At 45.6% G+C, this 21,164-nt stretch carries 22 protein-coding genes; 9 read left to right on the forward strand and 13 right to left on the reverse strand.

Features of this window, described 5'->3' with window-relative positions; all coding sequences use genetic code 11:
* Window positions 1-122: 122 nt before the first annotated feature.
* The 6 genes from ACMA1I_RS11725 to ACMA1I_RS11750 form a co-directional block, all read right to left on the reverse strand.
* Window positions 123-1,121 carry a beta-ketoacyl-ACP synthase III gene (locus ACMA1I_RS11725; protein ID WP_337068526.1) on the reverse strand — a complete coding sequence of 333 codons (999 nt, stop codon included), beginning with the start codon at window positions 1,119-1,121 and terminating at the stop codon, window positions 123-125.
* A 141-nt stretch (window positions 1,122-1,262) separates the two neighbouring features.
* Window positions 1,263-2,204: a phosphate acyltransferase PlsX gene (plsX, locus tag ACMA1I_RS11730; protein ID WP_337068527.1), complete on the reverse strand. Its 942-nt coding sequence runs from the start codon at window positions 2,202-2,204 to the stop codon at window positions 1,263-1,265.
* Window positions 2,205-2,261: 57 nt separating this feature from the next.
* A complete protein-coding gene (gene rpmF / locus ACMA1I_RS11735) occupies window positions 2,262-2,459 on the reverse strand; it encodes a 50S ribosomal protein L32 (RefSeq protein WP_147923429.1) in 198 nt (65 codons plus the stop codon).
* A 52-nt stretch (window positions 2,460-2,511) separates the two neighbouring features.
* A complete protein-coding gene (locus ACMA1I_RS11740) occupies window positions 2,512-3,057 on the reverse strand; it encodes a DUF177 domain-containing protein (protein WP_337068528.1) in 546 nt (181 codons plus the stop codon).
* A gap of 68 nt (window positions 3,058-3,125) precedes the next feature.
* Window positions 3,126-4,145 (reverse strand): 4-hydroxythreonine-4-phosphate dehydrogenase PdxA, encoded by a 1,020-nt coding sequence (pdxA, locus tag ACMA1I_RS11745; RefSeq protein WP_337068529.1) that lies wholly within the window; start codon window positions 4,143-4,145, stop codon window positions 3,126-3,128.
* 7 nt (window positions 4,146-4,152) lie between these two features.
* The gene (locus tag ACMA1I_RS11750; protein WP_337068530.1) at window positions 4,153-5,586 is read right to left on the reverse strand and encodes a leucyl aminopeptidase; all 1,434 of its coding nucleotides are present in this window, start codon (window positions 5,584-5,586) and stop codon (window positions 4,153-4,155) included.
* Between the two features lie 144 nt (window positions 5,587-5,730).
* Between ACMA1I_RS11750 and rsmA the strand changes: the two genes are divergently transcribed.
* The 5 genes from rsmA (at window position 5,731) to ACMA1I_RS11775 (ending at window position 10,320) form a co-directional block, all read left to right on the forward strand.
* The gene (gene rsmA, locus ACMA1I_RS11755) at window positions 5,731-6,513 is read left to right on the forward strand and encodes a 16S rRNA (adenine(1518)-N(6)/adenine(1519)-N(6))-dimethyltransferase RsmA (RefSeq protein WP_337068531.1); all 783 of its coding nucleotides are present in this window, start codon (window positions 5,731-5,733) and stop codon (window positions 6,511-6,513) included.
* Window positions 6,513-7,862: a magnesium transporter gene (mgtE, locus tag ACMA1I_RS11760; RefSeq protein ID WP_337068660.1), complete on the forward strand. Its 1,350-nt coding sequence runs from the start codon at window positions 6,513-6,515 to the stop codon at window positions 7,860-7,862. The genes rsmA and mgtE overlap by 1 nt, the downstream gene beginning before the upstream one ends.
* A gap of 355 nt (window positions 7,863-8,217) precedes the next feature.
* Complete coding sequence (locus ACMA1I_RS11765; RefSeq protein WP_337068532.1) at window positions 8,218-9,171, forward strand: NAD(P)-dependent oxidoreductase; 954 nt, start codon at window positions 8,218-8,220, stop codon at window positions 9,169-9,171.
* A 269-nt stretch (window positions 9,172-9,440) separates the two neighbouring features.
* A complete protein-coding gene (gene greA, locus ACMA1I_RS11770; RefSeq protein ID WP_337068533.1) occupies window positions 9,441-9,914 on the forward strand; it encodes a transcription elongation factor GreA in 474 nt (157 codons plus the stop codon).
* 4 nt (window positions 9,915-9,918) lie between these two features.
* Entirely contained in the window at window positions 9,919-10,320 is a 402-nt protein-coding gene (locus ACMA1I_RS11775; RefSeq protein WP_337068534.1) for an HIT family protein, read from the forward strand.
* Window positions 10,321-10,487: 167 nt separating this feature from the next.
* Here the strand turns inward: ACMA1I_RS11775 and ACMA1I_RS11780 are convergent, their stop codons facing one another.
* The 3 genes from ACMA1I_RS11780 to ACMA1I_RS11790 are packed head-to-tail and all read right to left on the reverse strand — an operon-like array spanning window position 10,488 to window position 13,065.
* On the reverse strand, window positions 10,488-11,468 hold the full coding sequence (locus tag ACMA1I_RS11780) for an MlaD family protein (RefSeq protein ID WP_337068535.1): 981 nt from the start codon (window positions 11,466-11,468) through the stop codon (window positions 10,488-10,490).
* Window positions 11,469-12,242, reverse strand: a complete 774-nt coding sequence (locus ACMA1I_RS11785) for an ABC transporter ATP-binding protein (RefSeq protein WP_337068537.1) — start codon at window positions 12,240-12,242, stop codon at window positions 11,469-11,471. It lies immediately after the preceding gene.
* Between the two features lie 10 nt (window positions 12,243-12,252).
* Window positions 12,253-13,065 (reverse strand): ABC transporter permease, encoded by an 813-nt coding sequence (locus ACMA1I_RS11790; RefSeq protein WP_337068538.1) that lies wholly within the window; start codon window positions 13,063-13,065, stop codon window positions 12,253-12,255.
* A gap of 494 nt (window positions 13,066-13,559) precedes the next feature.
* Between ACMA1I_RS11790 and rluF the strand changes: the two genes are divergently transcribed.
* Together rluF and gdhA are read left to right on the forward strand one after the other, a co-directional pair.
* Window positions 13,560-14,513, forward strand: coding sequence for a 23S rRNA pseudouridine(2604) synthase RluF (gene rluF / locus ACMA1I_RS11795; protein WP_337068539.1), 954 nt, complete (start codon window positions 13,560-13,562; stop codon window positions 14,511-14,513).
* Between the two features lie 77 nt (window positions 14,514-14,590).
* Complete coding sequence (gene gdhA / locus ACMA1I_RS11800; RefSeq protein WP_337068540.1) at window positions 14,591-15,940, forward strand: NADP-specific glutamate dehydrogenase; 1,350 nt, start codon at window positions 14,591-14,593, stop codon at window positions 15,938-15,940.
* A gap of 167 nt (window positions 15,941-16,107) precedes the next feature.
* Here the strand turns inward: gdhA and ACMA1I_RS11805 are convergent, their stop codons facing one another.
* The 4 genes from ACMA1I_RS11805 to ACMA1I_RS11820 all read right to left on the reverse strand — a co-directional run bounded on the left by ACMA1I_RS11805 (window position 16,108) and on the right by ACMA1I_RS11820 (window position 19,937).
* Window positions 16,108-16,986 carry a flagellar motor protein MotB gene (locus tag ACMA1I_RS11805; RefSeq protein WP_337068541.1) on the reverse strand — a complete coding sequence of 293 codons (879 nt, stop codon included), beginning with the start codon at window positions 16,984-16,986 and terminating at the stop codon, window positions 16,108-16,110.
* A 211-nt stretch (window positions 16,987-17,197) separates the two neighbouring features.
* Window positions 17,198-17,905 (reverse strand): hypothetical protein, encoded by a 708-nt coding sequence (locus ACMA1I_RS11810; RefSeq protein WP_337068542.1) that lies wholly within the window; start codon window positions 17,903-17,905, stop codon window positions 17,198-17,200.
* Window positions 17,906-17,996: 91 nt separating this feature from the next.
* Entirely contained in the window at window positions 17,997-18,707 is a 711-nt protein-coding gene (locus ACMA1I_RS11815) for a tetratricopeptide repeat protein (RefSeq protein ID WP_337068543.1), read from the reverse strand.
* Between the two features lie 201 nt (window positions 18,708-18,908).
* Window positions 18,909-19,937 carry an aldo/keto reductase gene (locus ACMA1I_RS11820; protein WP_337068544.1) on the reverse strand — a complete coding sequence of 343 codons (1,029 nt, stop codon included), beginning with the start codon at window positions 19,935-19,937 and terminating at the stop codon, window positions 18,909-18,911.
* A gap of 312 nt (window positions 19,938-20,249) precedes the next feature.
* Here ACMA1I_RS11820 and ACMA1I_RS11825 point away from each other — a divergent pair, with 312 nt between their 5' ends.
* Entirely contained in the window at window positions 20,250-20,678 is a 429-nt protein-coding gene (locus ACMA1I_RS11825; RefSeq protein ID WP_337068545.1) for an antitoxin Xre-like helix-turn-helix domain-containing protein, read from the forward strand.
* Complete coding sequence (locus ACMA1I_RS11830; RefSeq protein ID WP_337068546.1) at window positions 20,675-21,136, forward strand: RES family NAD+ phosphorylase; 462 nt, start codon at window positions 20,675-20,677, stop codon at window positions 21,134-21,136. Before ACMA1I_RS11825 ends, ACMA1I_RS11830 begins: the two co-directional genes overlap by 4 nt.
* Window positions 21,137-21,164: the final 28 nt, after the last annotated feature.

The following is a 21,164-nucleotide window of genomic DNA, read 5'->3' on the forward strand; positions in this document are numbered from 1 at the left end:
TGATGGTCTACAGTTTCGTCTGGCATACCTGAACGAGCCTCTTGAGATCAAGTTTTAAGTAAGATTGCACAAAAAAAGCGGCTTAATGCCGCTTTCAAATTATAAAGGATGTGGTAGTTCAATTATTTTGGATCGTAAGCCCACTTCAGGTAAATAGAGCCCCAGGTAAATCCACCACCGAAGGCAGCCAGTACAAGATTATCACCTTTTCTTAGCTGCGGCTCGTATTCCCACAGGCAAAGGGGAATGGTACCGCTGGTAGTATTGCCATATTTTTGAATATTGAGCATTACCTTGTCGCTGGAAACACCCATACGATTTGCGGTAGCCTCTATTATGCGTTTGTTCGCCTGATGAGGAACAAGCCATGCCACATCGTCTGCTGTCAGGTTGTTGCGTTCCATAACTTCTGCCGAAACATCTGCCATGTTCTTTACCGCAAACTTAAATACTGTCTGGCCTTCCTGATAAGCATAATGCTGTCTTGCTTCCAAGGTTTCTTTGGTAGCAGGCTTACGACTACCACCAGCTTTCATGTGCAGATAAGGAGCACCAGCACCATCTGACTTCAGAACCTGATCGAGAACGCCGTAGCCTTCTGTGTTTGGCTCTAACATTACGGCTCCACCACCATCACCGAAGATAATGCAGGTGGTGCGGTCGGTATAATCTACAATGGAAGACATTTTATCTGCTCCCACTATAATCACTTTTTTATATTGCCCGGACTCAATAAACTTGGAGCCGGTAGCCAGTGCGAAAAGAAAACCTGAGCAAGCTGCCTGCAGGTCATAGCCGAAAGCATTTATAGCACCTACTTCTGCTGTAATCAGGTTAGCAGTTGCCGGGAACACCATGTCTGGGGTGGTGGTGGCGCAAATCAGAAGGTCTACTTCTTCCGGCTTAGTGTTAGTTTTCTTTAATAAGTCTTTTACTGCTGGAATGGCAATTTGTGAAGTGCCTTGGTTTTCTCCCTTCAGGATGCGCCGTTCTTTTATACCAGTGCGGCTAAGGATCCATTCATCGTTAGTCTCCACCATTGTTTCCAATTCCTTGTTGGTGAGCACATATTCAGGAGCGTAGCCACTTACACCTGTAATAGCGGCAGTAATTTTACTCATATTATAACTGTTTCTAAAGGTAAAAGTTTAAGCGGGCAAATTAATAAAAAAAACCTGGTATAAACTGACAGAACTATAAAAGAGTTGCTGCTTTGTTTGTACCAGGTGTTGAAACGATAGGGTAGCGGCAGAACAGGTAGGCTAAGCGCTATAATTTTTACGGAAGCGTTCCGAAATTTTAGAAGCCACCATTTTCTGGGCTAAAAAAACCATGTTGCAAACTGCCAGCGGGCTAGATACCCCATGACCAATTACAGCATTTCCATTGATACCTAATATAGGACTTCCACCTGCGGCCTCATAGTTAAAATTATCAAAGAATGGATCCTTAATATTTTTTTCGTGCATGATTTCGTAGATCGATTCGGCCATTTTAATAATAATATTGCCTGTGTAGCCGTCACAAACGATTACGTCAGCTTTATCATTAAACATGTCTCGCCCCTCCAGGTTGCCTATAAATTCAATATTCGGGTTGTTTTTAAGCCGTTGATGTGCGGCCTGGGTATTAGCAGTTCCTTTGCTTTCTTCCTCACCCAGGTTCATTAGGCCTACCTTCGGATGCTCAATGCCAAGCACATACTTCGCATAAATGGATCCGATTTCGCCAAACTGCTCCAGTACCTCTGGTTTACACTCTGCGTTAGCACCAACATCCAGCATAACACCAAAGCGACCGCTTAGTTTAGGTACAAAACCAGCTATGGTAGGCCTGATTATGCCTTCAATCGTTTTAACGCTAAACATGGCACCTACCAGCATAGCTCCAGTGTTTCCGGCACTGCAGAAAGCATCAGCCTGCTGTGCTTTTAGCATACCGTAACCCACAGCAATGCTGGAATCGGTTTTCTGGGAAAGGGCTTTGGTAGGGTGCTCCGCCATCCCAATAACCTGGGTAGCGTTTACAACTTTAATATTATTACCTGTGTACCCGTATTCTTTTAACAGTGAATGAACAATTTCCTCCTGTCCTATAAGCAGGATTTCATTATCTTTCTCAAGCTGCTCGGCTGCGAGCAATGCACCTTTAATGATAGCCTCAGGTGCATAGTCGCCGCCCATAGCGTCTAAGGCGATCCTCATGTACTGGGATGTTTTTGTTTTAAATTATACAGAACTATATCAAAAGCAGGCTATTGCTTACTGGGCGTTCGTTGTATAATTTTTGATAGCCAGTTTGCCTTTGTGGAACAGGTCACCTTCTACCACATAAGCGTGGTGGTACAGGTGAGGAGTATCAGTGGTAGGGCAAAGAGCAATGGCTTTCTCAGAAAGTTTTTGGTGAGTTCTTCTCTTATCTCTTCTGGTCTTCGAAATCTTGCGTTTAGGATGTGCCATTTTTAGTTAAATAGTTTACTTGCTGTTTATACTTGGTTGATATTACTACAATTTAATTCAAATTTTTGAGCGCGTCCCAACGAGGGTCAATGTCCTCATCGTCGTCATCGCCTTCTTCTCCTTCTTGTTGGCTGGCCTGGCGAGAAGAATAGATTAGTATATCACTGTCATCTTCCTCGTCAAGTTCCTCCAGAAAGCGGGGGTGAAGCTTTTTCATGGGTAGCGACAGCGCTATGTAATCATAAAGGTGCTGTGCTACGTTAATGTGCTGCGTTTCAGGGGTAATTTCAAAAAGGTCGTCATCTAACTCTTTGTTTTCATCCCCAAATTTCATGCGCACTACTTCCTGCAAAGTAACCGGCTGATTAAACTCTTCAAGGCTTCGGTCGCAGATTAGTTTAACTTCTCCTTCAATGTTAAAAGTTAGTGTAATCAGCGTTTCAGTCTTGTCTAATTCAACTTTCGCCTGCAGATTCCCTCCCTGGATTATCTCTTTCCCGAACAGGTCGAAGAAGGAATCGTCCATGTCAAACTCGTGCAAGTGTTTCTTGTTGCTGAGTTTGGCTATGCCGATTTCATAATCTTTTAGCTTTTTCACAACTGCTGCTTTTTTTGCAAGACGCAAAATTATAACTTATTTTCGACAAAAAAAACTTCTTCCCTATATTATACAGTGGGATTTTCGGCTTCTTTTCGTTTCCGGATAATGTCGCAGGCTGTGAACAGTGCTTCTCTGAAGGAAGTTTCATCTGCAACATGCTTAGCGGCAATATCATAAGCGGTGCCGTGGTCTGGAGAGGTGCGTACAATGGGCAGACCAGCCGTAAAATTAACTCCGTTCTCAAAAGCCAGAGTTTTGAATGGAATTAGCCCCTGGTCGTGGTACATGGAGAGAACCGCATCTACTTGTTTGTATTGCTGCATCCCGAAAAAGCCATCGGCAGGGTAGGGGCCGAACACCAGGTGACCACGCTCTTTTAACTGCAGAATTGCCGGACGAATAATGTCGTTTTCCTCTGTTCCCAATAAACCATTTTCGCCTGCATGGGGGTTTAAACCCAATACAGCTACCCTTGGCTTCTGTATGCCAAAATCTAGCTTCAGCGACTCCAGCAGGATAGTAAGTTTCCGTATCAGCAACTCGTTAGATAGTTTGCCTGATACTTCATTTATAGGAATATGCCCTGTAACGGTGGCTACGCGAAGATCTCCGCTCACCAGGAGCATCAGGCTTTCAGCCGCATCGAAAAAAGAAGTTAAAAATTCAGTATGGCCTGGAAAACGAAATTCGTCCGTCTGGATATTATCCTTATTAATTGGTGCCGTAACCAAACCATCCAACTTTCCGGCCTTCAGGTCCTGGCAGGCTGCCATCAGTGACTGAAGCGATGCCTTTCCCGATTCTGGTGTAGGTTTTCCAGGCTCCAGTACTAACTCCTCCTGCCAGCAGTTAATAAGGTTTACTTTACGGTTGACCAAGATGTCGGCCGATTCAACCTGCTGGAAATGAAAATGATCGGCGCTCAGGCTTTTTCGGATACTGCTAAAAAGGTTGCCGGAGCCATAAATAACAGGAATACAATAATTAAGAATTCGCTGGTCAGAAAGCGTTTTTATAATGATTTCGGGACCAATTCCATTGGTGTCGCCGATACTGATTCCTAACCTGATTTTCTGTTTCTCCATTTGTTGCTTATTGGGCCAATGCGCGAAGGTAATGATAAATTAGACGAACGCCAGCGCCAGTTGCCATTTTACCCCGGTAGGAGTCTTCGCCATGCAAATAGGCGACACCGGCAATATCGAAATGCACCCAAGGGTAATTGGTAAAGCACTCCAGGAATTTGCCAGCCGAAATAGCACCGGCATCCGCACCTCCAAGGTTTTTCAGGTCGGCAATGTCTGACTCAATGTGTTTTTTATACTCGTCCCAAAGCGGAAACTCCACCAGCCGTTCATGAACCTGTTCTCCTGTTTTCTTTAGGCCGCTCATTACTTCTTCTCCGGCATTGCCCATAGCTACGAGGCCTTCTTTGCCAATGGCGCGGGCAGCAGCACCGGTTAAGGTGGCCAGATCAAAAACAAGGGCAGGGTGATATTTCTGCGCAAAGCTTAAGGCATCGGCCAGTAACAACCGTCCTTCAGCATCTGTGTTCAGCACTTCCACCGTAAGGCCATTGTGCATGGTTATCACATCGCCTGGGGCAAAGGCTTTTCCGCCCGGTCGGTTGTCGGTGGCTGGCACCAACCCTATAACGTGCAGTGGCAGCTTGTTTTTAGCAATGGCATATAGTACGCCTGCCACTGCCGCGGCTCCTGCCATATCCGATTTCATAAAATCCATTGACTGGGGTGTTGGCTTCAGGCTTAGGCCACCTGTGTCGTATACAACGCCTTTGCCTACCAGCACATACGGCTTTTCGTTTACCGGCTGCTCTGGTTTCCACTCCATAATGGTAAAGGTAGGCGGATCTTCGCTGCCCTGGTTTACGGCCAGCAGGCCACCCATTTTCAGCGACTGAATTTTTATTTCATCCAGCACATCCGTTTTAAAACCGGCCTCTTGCCCCAATTCTTCCAGCTGCGCACTAAACTGCTCTGCCGATTGGTGGCTATTGGGCTCGTTTACAAGATCTCGGGTAATGTTTACAGCCTCGAGCACATGCTGGAGCTCCTGTACCGCTTGATCGGTGTTATCTGTTCCGGTTATGACAATGGTCTGCAGTGGACTAGGCTTGGCATCTTTGGTTTTGTACCGCAGAAACTGGTAATTGCTTAAGTAAATGCCTTCGGCCAGGTAAGTAGTAGCGCCGGTGTTGGTTGTGTCTACCAATGTGATCTGGGCCACTTTATCTGCCTTCAGCTGTTTCAGCAGGCTATACCCAGCCTGGCGGAGGGCCTCATGCCCTGCTTGCTGTGTTTTAGCGGTAGCTGTTGCCACCAAATAAATGCGGTGTGTGTAGCGGTTCAGCGATATGAGTTTTGCCTCCTGACTGAGCTGCTCTTGTACATAAGCGGCCTCTTCTTTAGAGAAATCGTCTGGGAGCGCAGGCTGCGCTGCCTGCACAATTAAGACAATGTCGGTATCTTTACCGGGAGTTGTGCTGTATTTAAGTTGTGTCGGCATTTGTCGTTCGTATCTTTGAGGATGCAATATAGGAAGTATAAACTTTTAAAGCGAAAATCAGTCTGTACACCTGTTTTGCCAGTTCGTTAACGTAAAAGAAACGGAATTGTAATAGAAGTAGCGCATTATTTAATTAAAAACACCGTGAGTAAAGTAAGTCCGAAGAAACACCTGGGGCAGCATTTTCTGACAGATCAGAACATCGCCATCGATATAGTAAAGCAACTGACGCTCCACCACGGCGTAACCGATGTGCTGGAAATTGGCCCCGGCATGGGTGTGCTCACGCAGTATCTTTTGCAGAACAAAGACTATACTACCACGGTGATAGACATAGACCGGGAATCGATTGCTTACCTGAAGCAGCATTTCCCGGCCTTGGAGGAGCGTATCATTTCAGCTGACTTTCTGCGCACAGATTTAAGCACGCTTTTCCCTGGGAAGTTTGCTATTATTGGCAACTTCCCTTACAACATCTCCAGCCAGATATTCTTTAAAGTGCTGCAGCACCGCGACCATGTGCCTGAAGTGGTGTGTATGCTGCAGAAGGAAGTGGCAGAGCGCCTGGCAGCGCCTCCAGGGTCTAAGACTTATGGCATTCTAAGCGTTTTGCTACAGGCGTTCTACAACATTACCTATAAGTTTACGGTGAGCGAGCATGTGTTCCACCCCAAGCCTAAGGTAAAATCAGCCGTAATTGGTTTGTTGCGCAACGAGGTGCAGGAGCTACCCTGTAGCGAGAAGCGGTTTTTTGAAGTAGTAAAGCTGAGCTTCGGAACCCGCCGCAAAACGCTTCGGAACTGCCTGAAAACATACAATCTTCCGGCGGATGTTCAGGCGCTGCCTGTGTTTGACCAACGCGCTGAGCAGCTGTCGGTGCAGGAGTTTATACAACTAACCCAACTGATTGAGCAGAACCTGTCATGATGCATGTAGAGATTACACGTGAGTACATAAATGAGGTTGAAGAGGCGATTGAGCGGCAGGACAAAGAATTTATTCTGTCTAGCATGGCCGACATGTATGCAGCCGACATCACTACCGTGCTTTATGAGCTAGACGCCAACGAGTGCAAGTATGTAATGGATTTGCTGCCCCCGGAGGTAGGATCTGAGATTCTGAGCAACCTGGACTACGACATCAGGACCGATTTTCTGCAAAACTTTACAAGTCAGGAAATTGCCCGGTACGTGAACCTGATGGATTCCGATGATGCCGTGGATATTCTGAATGAGCAATCGGTTCAGCGGCGCGAAGAAATTATTGCCCTGCTCGATGAAGACAGAACACCGGCGATTCTGGACCTGCTGCACTACGAAGAAGACTGCGCGGGCGGCCTTATGGCGAAAGAGCTTATAAAGGTTAACCTTAACTGGCGCGTGCGCCAGTGCATAGAAGAGATTAGGCGGCAGGCAGAAGATGTAGCCCGTATTTATACTGTATATGTAGTCGATAACCGCGACCTGCTGGTGGGGCGCGTGAGTGTGAAAAACCTGCTGCTCTCTAAAGACGATGTGCTGATAAAGGACATTTACAACCCTGATGTGATCTCGATCGAATCCTACAAAGATGAAAACGAGGTAGTGGCGGTGATGCAGAAGTATGACCTGGAATCGATTCCGGTGGTGAATATACAAGGTCGCTTGTTGGGCCGCATTACCATCGACGACGTGGTGGATGTAATGCAGGAGCAGGCCGAACTGAGCCGCCAGCTCATGACAGGTATCACCGAGAATGTAGAAGAAGATGACAGCGTATACCGAATTTCGAGGTCGCGGCTTCCATGGCTGATCATTGGCATGGTAGGAGGGTTGCTGGCTGCGCAGTTCATGGGATTGTTCGAGGCCGATATTGCTTTACTTCCTGCCGTTGCTTTGTTTGTGCCGCTTATAACTGCGACCGGTGGTAACGTGGGTATCCAGTCTTCTTCCATTATTATTCAAACCTTATCTTCTAACACGGTTATATTTGAGCACTTTGGTCAGCGTATGCTCAAGGTAATGTTGGTGGCTTTGTTAAATGCCGTTATCATTTCGGTGCTGGTGTTTGGCTTATCTTACCTTTTCCGACGCGATATTACTCTTTCGATGGTGGTGTCTGTGGCCTTGTTTTCAGTTGTTATGCTGGCTTCTTTAATGGGAACACTTACCCCAATGGTCCTGGATAGGTTTGGCATTAACCCTGCGGTTGCTGCTGGTCCTTTTATCACCACCGCCAACGACTTGCTGGGCCTGGCCATTTATTTCGCAGTAGCCCATGCCCTCTACAATTTGTGAGGCCTTAGGGTTGCGAGTACCTGAGCGCACCTTTGGCAATATTAGGTTAAAATAGCTCCGGAAGGCCATTTTTATTAGAGGAATTCGGTTGTTGGTAATAAGCTGTAACACCTCGCAGCGTGTGCAACTCATGGTAGGTAGTTTTAGAACTACAGCATAAGCACTAACAAACACAGATTGAGAGAAAAATCTGTTATCTGACACCTATCAACTTAAATCTTAAAATGCCTCTGGAAGGGCCTTTTCATTGGAATAATTCGATAATTCATAACAATCCTTGCTGCTCTGGCTGTGAGAGCCGGAGTCGTTTTAAAGCATGGGGTATAAGGGCTTTAATTTTTAATGAGTAATAAGAATGTCTAAAACTACTTTTCGCTGTCTGATAATCGATGAGATGCACCCTAGTATTTTTGAGTTGCTGGAGGCAGTTGGTGTATCAGCAGATTATCGTCCAGCCATTAAACCAGAGGAGGTGCCTACTGCGCTGCAGGAGTTCGATGGGCTGATAGTGCGAAGCAAAATGCGCATTACAACAGAAACCGTGGCGCAGGCGAAACACTTAAAATTTGTAGCCAGAGCAGGAGCGGGCCTCGACAATATTGAGGTGGAAAAGCTGGAACAGGCAGGCATACCTGTTTTAGGAGCAAACGAAGGAAACCGCGAAGCAGTAGGAGAACATGCACTGGGCATGCTATTGGCCCTAATGCGGAATATCGCCAGAAGCGACCGCCAGGTAAGGGAACAGGTATGGTTGCGGGAAGCCAACAGGGGAGAAGAAATTGGTGGTAAAACGGTTGGCATTATCGGGTATGGCAATATGGGGCAGAGCTTCAGCAGGGTGCTGGCTGGCTTTGGGTGCCGCATTCTGGCTCACGATTGTTATGCCCCGCAAAAAATTGGCACACCCGCCATTCCGGCCACGCTCGAACAAATCAAGGAAGAGGCAGATATTGTAAGTCTGCACATTCCGTATTTGCCTGAAAACCGGCATTTTGCGAATGAAGCCTTTTTCACTGGTTTCAGGAAGAAAATCTGGTTTGTAAACACGGCCAGGGGTGAGGTAACAGACCAGTCGGCGCTGGTACGGCACCTGCAGCAGGGAACTCTGAAAGGAGCAGCCCTCGATGTGCTCGAAAACGAGAAACTGCAAACTCTCACAGAAAGGCAGCAACAAGAGTTTCAGTACCTGTGCACATCGCCTAACGTGGTCCTTACTCCCCACATTGCCGGCTGGACTCATGAATCTTACCGTAAAATAAACGAGGTGCTGGCAGCCAAAATCAAACAGGTGCTGGCAGCGGATAATTAATGGTTGTTCAAATTTTATTAAGTGATTGTAAGAGCGGTTAAACAAAAATTTGCTATATTTGCCCATGTCTGCAGTTAAAGTGGAACTTAAAAACGAACTTATAGCAGAAGCAGAACAGTAGCCAAAAGACAATCGGAAAAGCTAAGTGCCTTCCATGCTGCTGTTTTTTTGATAGACTGAATTAACAAACAACATATACTTACAAAAAGAACGGTTATGCATGCCATAACCGTTCTTTTTGTTTTTGTGTTTTAAACAGAGAAACTATTATGAGCAACATTTCTTATTACACTGCCGAAGGTTTACAGAAATTAAAAGATGAACTGGCAGAGTTGAGGACGAAAGGCCGTGCTGAAGTAGCACGCCAGTTGGCAGAAGCACGCGACAAAGGTGACCTGAGCGAGAATGCAGAGTACGATGCTGCAAAAGATGCGCAGGGGCACTTGGAACTTAAGATCGCTAAGTTAGAAGAAGTGGTAGGCAATGCCAGGCTAATTGATGAGACAAACCTGGATTTGAGCAAGGCGTTGATCCTATCGAAGGTGAAGATCAAGAACCTGAAAAACAACATGGTGATGGACTATACGCTGGTGGCCGAAGAAGAGGCAGACCTGGCAGCAGGTAAAATATCTGTTAAGTCTCCGATAGGAAAAGGTCTTCTGGGAAAATCAGTAGGAGACATTGCCGAAATTACGGTACCTGCAGGCAAACTGCAATTCGAAGTTCTAGATATAAGCCGCTAACACCATGGCAGCCTCTATTTTCACTAAAATCGTTAACGGCGAAATACCTGCCTACAAAATTGCAGAAGACGACCGTTACCTAGCCTTTCTGGATGCTTTTCCTACCACGAAAGGACATGCCCTGGTGGTGCCAAAACAGCAGATCGATTACCTGTTCGACCTTGACGACGACTTGTATGCAGGACTGATGCTGTTTTCGAAGAAAGTGGCCGCAGCTATTGAGAAAGCAGTGCCCTGCAAACGCATTGGCGTTGCGGTGGTAGGGCTGGAGGTACCTCATGCCCACGTGCACCTTATTCCGCTCAACAGCATGCAAGACATGAACTTTGCCAACAAGCAAAACTTCACCAAAGAAGAGTTCGAGGAGGTATTACAAAAAATTAAAGCAGCCTACAACGCGGCTTAATCTTACTCCAGCCTATGTGCCCTGAAGGGCAAAATGCCTCCGGAAGGGCTTATTCATTAAAATAATTACTGTCTTTCCTTAAACAAAAGAGCCTGCAGCAAATGAATTGCTGCAGGCTCTTTTGTTTGGTATTATAATCAGAAAATCAGTCTTGAGATCTTCTTCTATTATTGCTGTTGTTTTGCCTCCTGTTTGGCCTGGCGGCGGAAAAAGCCTCTGAGCAGGAAGTTGTGCTGAAGGGCCTCCATGTTCTGATCAAATTTTTCGGTGCTGGTTTCCAGGTTCTGCATAGTTGCTTTTAAACGGTTCGCAAATTCGGGGTCGTTGAGTAAAACACCGGCTGCATTGTTGCTGGTGGTAAGACGGCTGCTGGCTTCCTGCAAGTTGTTGGTAATAGCAGTCGCAGAACTGGTGGCTTGCTGCAGCTGCGCTACAGAGCTTTGTAATTGCCTGAACACTGCTGTATCGGTAGCCAGCTGGTCTACTAGTCCGCCCTGGGTGTTGAGTTTGGCTGTAAATTGATTAAGCGACCTGGAGGCTCTTACGGTGTTGGCAGAAGTTTGCTGCAGGCTGGCTACAATGTTTTTGAAATTTCCGGCCAATGTAGTATCGGTTAGCATAGCACCTACCGCACCCTCGCCATTCACCAGTTTGGAGCTAAGTTCTTTGAAATCGGAAGTAATGGCAACCAGGTTCTTGTTGTTTTCCTGTAGCGTCTCCAGCACATCGTCGGTGTTTAATAGCGGCTCCGACTGTAGCCTGTCGCCTTCCTGCACCGGCGGGGCTTGTGGCGTTCCTCCAACAATCTCAAGTATTCTGTTGCCTATTAAACTTTCGGAGCTGATTCTTACTTTCGCATCGCGGCGCACATACTGCTGCACATCTGTTTGTATGTTAAGAAGAATATCTACCTGCGACTCCCCTGAAAAACGAATTGATTTGACAGTGCCAATCTTCACACCTGAAAACCATACATTGTTGCCAGGGCGCAAACCGGCCACATCTGAAAAAGTGGCGTGTAGGCTAATACTGTTTATAAAGCGCTTTTGCTGGCCAGCCAGTGTAAATACGCCAATTATAAAAATGATGATGCCTAGCAACACAAAGATGCCAACCATTACGGAACGTTTATTTTCTGCAGCACTCATTTAGTCTATAAAGTTGTAGTTATAAAATGATTTAACCCGCTCATCCTCTGAGTCGAAAACTTCTTCGAAAGTGCCCTGACGCTGGAACTGACCATCTAGCAGCATCACCAGCCTGTCGCCAACGGCGCGGGCACAGGTAAGATCGTGGGTAATTATAATAGAAGATGTGTTGAACCGCCGCTGCACCTGGTTGATAAGGGAGTTAATTTCTATACAGGTTAAGGGGTCCAGACCGGCAGTCGGCTCATCGTACAGCATGATGTCTGGCTTCAGAATTAGCGTACGGGCAATGCCGATTCGCTTTCGCTGACCACCAGAAAGCTCCGAAGGCATCTGGTCTATGGTCTGCGACAGCCCAACCGCCTCGAGCACAATGTTGATAATTCGGTCAATCTCTTTTCGGGTCATTTCGCGTGAGTTGCGGATGAGCGGAAACTCCAGGTTTTCACGCACTGTCATACTATCGTATAGGGCACTGTTTTGAAAGGAGAAACCGATCTTGAGGCGTAGCTTGTCCAGCTCTTTTTGCGAGAGCTGGCTTACTTCCTGACCCAGCACATTCACCTGGCCCTCGTCCTGGCGCAATAGTCCCGAAATAATTTTAATCAATACTGATTTACCAGTACCTGATCGGCCTAAAACCACCAGGTTTTCGCCTTTATATAAATCGAGGTCTACACCGCGAAGTACCTCATATTCGTCGAAGGCCTTTTTAAGACCTTTAATGGCTATTACTTTGTTACTCTTATCTATGCTCGGAATGTTCTTCTTCATTTACGAAAGCTTATAGCGCTCTAATAGCGTTAATGATTTGCAGGGCGAGCAGTTCTTCAATAAAAATAAGAAACATGGCCGTTACCACCGATGAGTTTGCGGCCTTGCCTACGCCCTCCGTTCCTTTGGAGGAATAATACCCTTTGTAGCACCCTACCATTCCTACAGTAAACCCAAAAATAAAGGCCTTAATAATGGCTGAAAATATATCCAGAAAGGTCATAGCATTAAAAACCTGCTGAATAAAGGTTGCGAAGCTGGTCTGCTCGTTCTGGTGCACATTCAGGTAAGCACCAGCCAGTGCTACCACCATCGTAAACATGGTTAGTGTAGGAATCATGAATGTGGTGGCCAACACCCTGCTTACTACCAGAAATTTAAAAGGGTTAGTAGCAGAAACCTCCATGGCATCTATCTGTTCTGTTACGCGCATAGAGCCTAATTCGGCCCCTATGCTGGAGCCTACCCGGCCTGCCGCAATAATGGCAGTAACCAAGGGCGCCAGTGCCCGCACAATAGCAATAGAAACAAGCGCTGGTAACCAGGAGGTAGCGCCAAACTCAGAGAGCGAGGGGCGCGATTGGTTGGTAAAAACAATCCCTATAATAAAACCGGTTAAAGCAATGAGCGGGAGAGAACGCACACCTACCTCATAGCATTGTTTTATAATTTCTTTAAACTCGTAAGGCGGGAAAAAAACTTCCTTAAAAAAACGGATCACAAATAAATAGACCCTTGTCAGTTCCATAAACATGCGGTCCAGCCTCCTGGTCAGTACATATTTTCTGGTTCTGGTAGGGTTAGCGTCGTTTTTAGGATCCATTGGCTATATCGTAAAATGCTTATTCAAACGTAAACTTAAGAAGTTAAATCGTTACATGAGGAGATAAAAAAAGATTTAATCCTCTACATACGGATTGAAAGGAGCCCGTGGTTAAGAAAGATGTAACTTCGCTATATTTCAACCTTCCTCTTCTCACGGTAATCTGATTCAAAGTTATAACATTTATAAATTTAATTAATAGGCGAAGAATAATAAAACCTGGTGACCAATTCACTTTTCATCCGCCAACAGCTCTTTTTCTTAACTTTTTCTCTAAAAAAGACTAAAAAATTCAGCCCAAACAGCCAATAAACAGGCAAATTTTATTTTTCTCTGTAAAATAAGAGAATTGGTCCGGCATTTTGAATTATATTGTGCAGGCACTGGAGGTAATACAAAAAAAGGGCAGAATGTTTAGGAATTTAAAATGCCTGATGGTAGACCTGGTGCAGAATTAACAATAGTATAACAAGTAGAAAGGAATTTCTTTATAGATGCGGTTAAATAAGTACATAAGCGAGAGTGGTATCTGTTCGAGGCGACAGGCAGATAAATACATAGAACAGGGGCATGTGCTTATAAATGGTAAAAAAGCGTCGTTAAGCGACCAGGTAAAGCCTCGCGATGTGGTGATGGTAAATGGCCAAGCCATTGAACCCCGAAGCACTGAAGATGCCGTTTATCTGGCATTTAACAAACCAGTGGGAGTGGTAAGTACTACAGAAGCAGGCACTAAAGATAATATAGTAGAGTACATTAACCACAGCCAGCGTATTTTTCCTATTGGCCGATTGGACAAAGATTCTCAGGGGCTGATCTTCCTAACCAGCAACGGCGATATTGTAAACAAGATTCTGCGGGCAGGCAACAAGCACGAAAAAGAGTATGTGGTAACGGTAAATAAACCCGTAACCGATCAATTTATAGAAGGCATGGCGGGTGGTGTACCCATATTGGGCAGCACCACCAAAAAGTGTGTGGTCACAAAAGAAGGTCCGCAAACCTTCCGGATTATTTTAATTCAAGGGTTAAACAGGCAAATTCGCCGCATGTGCGAATACTTTGGCTACGAAGTAACGAAGCTGGAGCGTGTTCGGATCATGAATATTACGCTGAAAGGTCTCCCCACCGGCGATTGGCGTGACCTTACTCCACAGGAAATGGAGGAGATTTTTAAACTTATTGAACATTCTGAGTCTACAGCCACAACTTCCAAAAAAGCAGAAGTTAAAGCTGGCCCGCCAGCACCTGGAAAAACTAAAAAAGCACCTCCTAAAAATAAGCCCGGTGGGTTTACACCCTTCAAAGCCAGTTCGAAAGCCGCCGACAAACCTGGCCGGACAGGCCCTGGCGGCAGATCCAAAAATGCCGGATCTGGTAAAAGCGCAGGTCGCTCTTCTAAACCCGCTTCTGGAGGCAAAGGAAGGGGCAGGGCTAGGCCAAGGTAATATCTCAGTACAAGTTTCCTTACACTTAAGCACCATCTAACTGTAGTAATAATTTAACTTTGAACTTATAAAACGTTATGAGCAATTTAATTGACGCAAAAGTTGCACCCATTTTTCAGGAAATTATCAAGCGAAATCCGGGGGAGCTAGAGTTTCATCAGGCAGTGCGCGAAGTGCTGGAAACTCTGGGACCGGTTCTGGAAAAGTATCCGCAATTTGCACATCATAAAATTATTCAACGCATCTGTGAGCCGGAGCGACAAATCATATTCCGGGTTCCATGGACAGACGACCGGAACCAGGTGCATATTAACCGTGGGTTTAGGGTAGAATTTAACAGTGCTTTGGGACCATACAAAGGCGGGTTGCGTTTTCACCCCAGCGTGTACCTAGGTATCATTAAATTTTTAGGATTCGAACAGATATTCAAAAATGCCCTTACTGGTCTGCCAATAGGTGGTGGAAAGGGAGGGTCTGACTTTGATCCGAAAGGAAAATCGGACAGCGAGATCATGCGTTTTTGCCAGAGCTTTATGACAGAGTTGTACCGCCACCTTGGGGAGCACACGGATGTTCCAGCAGGAGACATAGGAGTGGGAGGGCGTGAAATTGGCTATATGTTTGGGCAATACAAGCGCATTACAAACCGCTACGAAGCAGGTGTTATTACAGGCAAGGGACTTGATTGGGGTGGCTCTTTAGTAAGAAAAGAGGCTACAGGCTATGGCAATGTGTTCTTTGTAAAAGAAATGCTTAAAACCAATAAGCAGGAAATTGAAGGCAAAACGTGTATTGTATCAGGATCCGGCAATGTTTCTATTTATACCATTGAGAAAATAAATGAATTAGGAGGCAAAGTGGTTGCCTGTTCTGACTCTAATGGGTATATCTACGACAAGAATGGCATAGACCTGGAAGTTGTAAAACAACTAAAGGAAGTGGAGCGGAAACGTATTAAGGATTACCTTGAATTCCGGGGCGAAGCGCGTTACTTCGAAAACGGTAATATATGGGAAGTGCCTTGTGAGTTAGCTTTTCCATCTGCTACCCAAAATGAACTTAATGGGAAAGATGCCGCATTGCTGGTTAAAAATGGTTGCATTGCCGTTGGTGAAGGAGCAAACATGCCTACCACGCCAGAAGGAGTTAAAGTGTTTCAGGAGGCCGGCATTTTGTACGCTCCTGGCAAGGCTGCCAATGCAGGCGGTGTAGCAACTTCCACGCTTGAGATGATGCAGAATGCCTCCAGAGACTCCTGGTCATTTGAATTCACAGAAAACAAGCTCTCTAACATTATGACCAACATTCATGATCTTTGTTATGAGAAGTCGGCCGAATTCGGGTCGCCAGGCAATTATGTATTGGGAGCGAATGTGGCTGGTTTTATTAGGGTTGCTAACGCCATGTTGGCTATGGGGGTAATCTAACCAAAGTTTTGACATTGCTTTAAAAGCTAAACGGCCAGCCCCGAAAGGAGCTGGCCGTTTAGCTTTTAATTTTATTACTACCTCAGCTTCATTATGATATCCGGAGTAGGTGAACAAATACTGAAGCTTAAATTTAAGTTGAAACTATCTTATTTCTATTTAGCTAATCAGGTAGTTTCCAGGATTTGGAAAAGCTCGTCGAGTTTAGGTGTAAGAATGATCTCGGTCCTGCGGTTTTTTTGGCGGGCTTCTTTTGTTTTAGCACCATCCAAAGGCACATATAGAGAACGGCCGGAAGGAGTTACTCTTGTTGGATCTACACCAGCGTTTGCCAGAATACGGGTAATCTCAGTGGCTCGTAATACACTCAGGTCCCAGTTGTCTTGCATGCCAACAGTTCCTCTTGCAATAGGAACATCATCGGTATGGCCTTCTACCAGCACGTTAACATCCTGTTGCTCTTTCAGCACTGATGCTAGCTTGCGAAGTGCATCAACACCTTTAGGATCTACCTTGGTGGAGCCAGATTGGAAAAGCAATTGCTCCGCCAGCGATACATATACTTTGCCATTGCGCACGTTAATAGTCAGGTCCTTGTCGTTAAAGCCGAGGAGGGCACTGCTTACTTTGGCACGAAGAGCATTTACTGCTTTGTCTTTTTCATCCAGAATACGTTGCAATTCGGCTAGGCGCTGCTCACGAGCTTTTAAGTCTGCGTTCAGCCTGTCGATTTGCGTTTTACTCATGTTCAGGTTTTCGCCAAGTGTTTTGCCTTCTTTCAAGGCTTGTGCCAGGTTGCGCTCATACTCGTTTTTCTGTTGCTCCAGCGTAGCTCGTTCCTGCTCCAGATTGGCTTTTTCACGCTCCAAAGATGCTTTCTGCTGTTCCAGGGTTTGCTTTTGCTTTTCAAGTCCTGATTTGTCCACCTCGAGTGCATTTTTGCGGGCTAGCAGATCCTCGTATTTCTTTTTAGATACGACGCAGGAAGAGAGAGACAGGGACCCCGCTAGTAAAAAAAGGGATGCTCTGTATAAATTGTTTTTCATAAATAAAGGGTTCTTGGGCTAAGAGTAAAACAAATATAAGTAACCTGAAATGTTTTGAAAATGGAAAACCTTGTTTTTTTAAAAGCTGAGAGAATAGTGCTAAACGCTCTCCTTGAAACAAAATTCATTCCAAGGTGGAGCTGGTACAGACAAAAAAAGAGACGCATAGGTTAAATGCGTCTCTTTTCCATAAATAATTTTGGTGTGCCGATTAATTATTTTTGAAGAACCCGGTAGGGTCTGGCATTTCTGCCATCAAACTAGTTAAATAAACAAAATCTATATTGGCTACATTTTGTTCGCGACCTTTATGCAGGTATGTCCAGGCTTCCTCGTACTGCTTCTCCTGAAACTTTACTTTCGACATGGTGTACAAAGCAAAAGCATTGACTGAGTCTGCTGCCAGGGCTTTGTTTGTGAACTCCACCACTTTTTTAAATGCCTGCTTTTTCTTGTTTTTCTTTTCTTCGGCATCCTGCAAGGCCAGGTAAGAACTGGCTATGTCAGACATTATCAGCGAGTTTGTAGGATCCAGTGCAAGTGCCTTTTCATAAAACCCGATAGATTCGTTTAACTTGCCTTGACCATATGTTACCAAGCCAAAGGCCCAGTAAGTATTGCTGTTGTCTGGGTTCAGTAGCCAGGCCAGGTTAAAGCGGTAAACAGCCGTGTCCATCTGACCTTCGTTAAAATATTCCCAACCGCGATTCATGAAAAACTCGCTGGCTTCCTGCCTGCTGGAAAAGCTATTGTCGCAGCTGCTAAGGAATTTCTGATCTTTAATTTGTTGTGCTTCTGTTTTAGCGATGTTGCCAAACATAGGCAACACACTTGGGTTTGGCTTTTCAGCGGCTTCTTGTGCAAACGTATTTGTTGTGACTAAAAAAAGCGCTACAACGGCAATAAATAATTTCTTCATGGTAAAGAATAAGTAGATGTTGTTATTTTCCTGCTCTCCGAAAACCTAAATGTAATGGTTATGCATTTAGGAATCAAGAGGGAGTGTTGTTTTACTGCTGGTAAACTCCTTGTGGATCTGCCTGCTTTTGGAGCAGGGCCGCTACAAATGTTGGATTGGCAATTTCATTATTTTGCAAAATACTTTTGTGTAGGTATTCCCAAGCCTTGCCATATTCCTGCAGGTAATAGCTATTGATGGCCAGTTTGTAGTAGGCATCAGCAAAATCTGGTGTGTAAGACACGGCCTTTTCCAGGAGCTTTCGGCTTTGCAGCAGGTCTTCTGGTTGATTTGTCTCGTAGAAGCGCCCCAGGTGGCTGGTGGCAATATCAGTTAAGAGGCGTGGGTTCTCCTTATCTTCTTCCAGTGCCCGGTACAGCACAAATAAGGCCTTGTCGAACTCTTTCTGCTGGCCGTACACCAGCCCGTAGCCCCAGTATACCTCGTTGTTGGTGCTATCGAGGAGCCAGGCTTGCCCAAACAACTGCGCGGCCGAGTCTGGTTTTTGTTCGTTGAAGTTGCGTTTGGCCTCTGCTACATAATAAGCAGCAGCTATTTTGCCTGAAGAGAAGCGTTTTTTGCTATCTTTCCGGAAGGTCTGCTGTTGGTCTTTTTCAGCTTGAGAGCTGGTATGGCTGGGAGGAATGACATCGGCCATGGTGAAATTCCTTACCTGCAGCTGATGCTCTGTTAAAGCATTTTGTGTGTTGCAGGCGCTCAAAAGAACAGCTATAGCACCTGCCGCCACTAAACGGTATCGCATAAAAAATTAGTTGATCAGCTGCTATAACGCCAACAGCCCAAAAAAAGTGCTAGACAGCTAAATTGAAATCCAGCATAGTAAACCTAAACGTGCTTCTGCAGACGCAGACGCACGTTTAGGTTTTTCTTCCAGATGTTCTGCTAAAACTATTTTCAGCAATTATTCCAATGAAAAGGATCCTTCGGAGCCTTTTCAGGTATTTTATTCCTCAGGGTAGCGCTCTCGCATCTGGCGCTCTACCATCCAGCTTGGGTAGGAGGGCGAGGGTTTGCTTACGTTCTCCAGTTGTTGCAATTCCTCGGAAGTAAGGTCAAAAGAAGTGGAGTGGATGTTGGAACGCAGCTGTTCAGGTGTTTTAGCTCCAATAATGGTGCTTGTAACACCCTTTTGCTGACGTACCCAGGCAAGGGCTACTTCTGCCGCCGATACCTGCCGGCTCTCGCCAAGCTGTATCAACACATCTATTATGTCGTAGGCTCTTTCTTTGTCTATTACAGGGAAATCGAAATTATCGCGTCTGGACTGGCCGCCGGTGCTTGTTTTGTCGCGAGTAAACTTACCGGATAAAAAGCCACCAGCCAGTGGGCTCCAGGGCATAAATCCCAAGCGCTGGTCTTCAGCCAATGGCAGTAAATCCTGTTCTGAATCGCGGTTGGCGATGGCATAAAAGTACTGCATGGCGGCAAACTCGTGCCAGCCTTGTTGTTTGGCAATACCAATTGCCTTCATAACCATCCAGGCAGGCCAGTTACAAACACCAACATAGCGCACTTTGCCAGTTGTAACCAAGTCGTGGAGTGTATGCACCACCTGCTCCACAGAGGTTAGCTTATCGACCCCGTGCACATACAAAAGGTCGATGTGGTCCATCTGCAAGCGCTGCAGACTCTCGTTCACCGATTGCATGATATGATAGCGGGAGAGACCGATATTATTAGCACCTGGAGCCATGCGACCCCGAACTTTAGTGGCAATAAACAGCTCGTTCCGGGAAACTCCAGATTGTTTCAGGCTTTCACCCAGCAGCTGTTCTGACTGTCCGTAGGAGTACACATTGGCGGTGTCTATAAAGTTTATTCCTGCATCTACCGCTATTTTCAGGAGTTGATTTACTTCATCGAGTTGTTGTTTCCCGATAGCCTCCCAATAACCCTGGCCGCCAAAAGTCATGGTACCAAAGCAAAGTTCGGATACCAGCACACCGGTATCGCCTAAAAGATTATATTTCATAGTTACTATAGAATGATGGTTAGACAAGGATTAATGTACGGACCTGCAGCCGCTAAAGATGTAGCAGTGCGCGCCATGTAAAATTAAGTTTTAAGATAAAAGATGCCTAAAGTCTGGGAACCTAATTTTGCCTCCGGAAGGCCTTTTTCATTAGCAGAATTTGATTAGAGCTGTGGCAGTCGCTAATAATTGGCTTTAAGCTAGTTTATAGTGCGTGTTAACTATCTTATAATCTACACAAACTAAATTAAGACAAATGGCGTTATAATTATGACAGATTTCGTAACTTGTATTTATTAATCAACAGGCGCTATGGCAGAAACCATTAAAATAGACAGCAACCTAAGCTACGACCTTACCGACGACAGAAATATGCTGGCATTGGTAAGTGCGGCAAGAGAAGGCATCAAGTATGAAGCCTTTAAATCTATTGCCGATAAAAGTCCTTTCAGCACAGACGAGTGGTCGGGTTTTCTGCACCTCTCTGAGCGTACTTTTCAGCGTTACAAAAAAGAAAAACGGACATTCGATCCAATTCATTCTGAGAAGATAATTGAAGTCATTCTAGTATATAACAAAGGCATAGAGGTGTTTGGCGATCAGGAAAAATTTAATATTTGGCTGGAGACACAGAGTGTGGCTTTGGCTGGCCTAAAGCCAAAAGAGCTACTTGATACTACCTTCGGAATCAGCTTGTTAAAAGATGAGCTTACCCGGATTGAACATGGTGTGCTGGCATGATCGTGTACCGCTTAAGTAAAGGAAGGTACCGAAACGATCTTTCCGGAAAAGGAGCGGAACTAGCCGGTGGCCGGTGGAACAGCAAAGGTGTAGCCATGTTGTATACCAGTGAATCTATTGCGCTTTGCACCGTGGAGATAGCCGTGCATACACCTTTAGGAATTGTACCTGACGGTTACTACCTGATTAGTATACATGTGCCCGATGATTTGTCGCTTCAGGTTCTTGAGCCGCAGGCGCTTCCTACAGACTGGAAGCTGTTCCCGCACCCTAACTCGACTCAGGAAATTGGCGACGCTTTTGTATTCGATGCAGTCTATATGACTTTAAAAGTCCCCTCCGCTACGGTACAGGGCAACTATAATTTCCTGCTGAACCCCCGCCATAAAGATTTTAGCAAAGTAGAGGTTGTCAAAACCGAGCCTTTCGCCTTTGACCACCGTCTGTTTAAAAAGTAGTAAGCGCACCTGCGTCTGCCTTCATACC

It is taken from the genome of Pontibacter sp. 13R65, from assembly GCF_047525655.1.
In the GTDB taxonomy this organism is placed as follows: Bacteria; Bacteroidota; Bacteroidia; order Cytophagales; family Hymenobacteraceae; genus Pontibacter.